Source organism: Salmonella sp. SAL4457, assembly GCF_046548235.1.
GTDB classification, from domain to species: Bacteria; Pseudomonadota; Gammaproteobacteria; order Enterobacterales; family Enterobacteriaceae; genus Salmonella; species Salmonella enterica.
Genome location: NZ_JBGDZO010000116.1, coordinates 1 through 380 on the forward strand (window position 1 = coordinate 1; position 380 = coordinate 380).

Here is a 380-nt window from a genome sequence, read left to right on the forward strand (position 1 = left end):
ATAAGAGACAGGCCCAGGGCGATGCCGGCAAGCGCCTGACCCGCTATCGCCTCACCCTCGTCCCACACCTGGCCTACCTCGCCCAGCGCAACAACCAGCGGATCTTCCAGCACCTCACGGTGCCGCAGATCGTCGCCCTGATCCTCGAGGAACACGGCATCCTCGCCGACGCCTACCGCTTCCAGCTCGGCACCCGGTATCCCGAGCGCGAATACTGCGTGCAGTACGACGAAAGCGACCTGCATTTCGTCCAGCGCCTCTGTGCCGAAGAGGGCATCCATTTCCATTTCCGGCACAGCGCCGAGGCGCACCTGCTGGTGTTCGGCGACGACCAGACGGTGTTCCCCCGCCTGGGCCGTCCCACCGCCTACGTGCACGAC

The 380-nt window shown here is 65.8% G+C and carries 1 protein-coding gene; it reads left to right on the forward strand.

The annotated features are described in order from the left end of the window. The coding region (locus ACLJNW_RS23495; RefSeq protein WP_410961125.1) for a contractile injection system protein, VgrG/Pvc8 family at positions 1–380 on the forward strand (380 nt) is incomplete at both ends.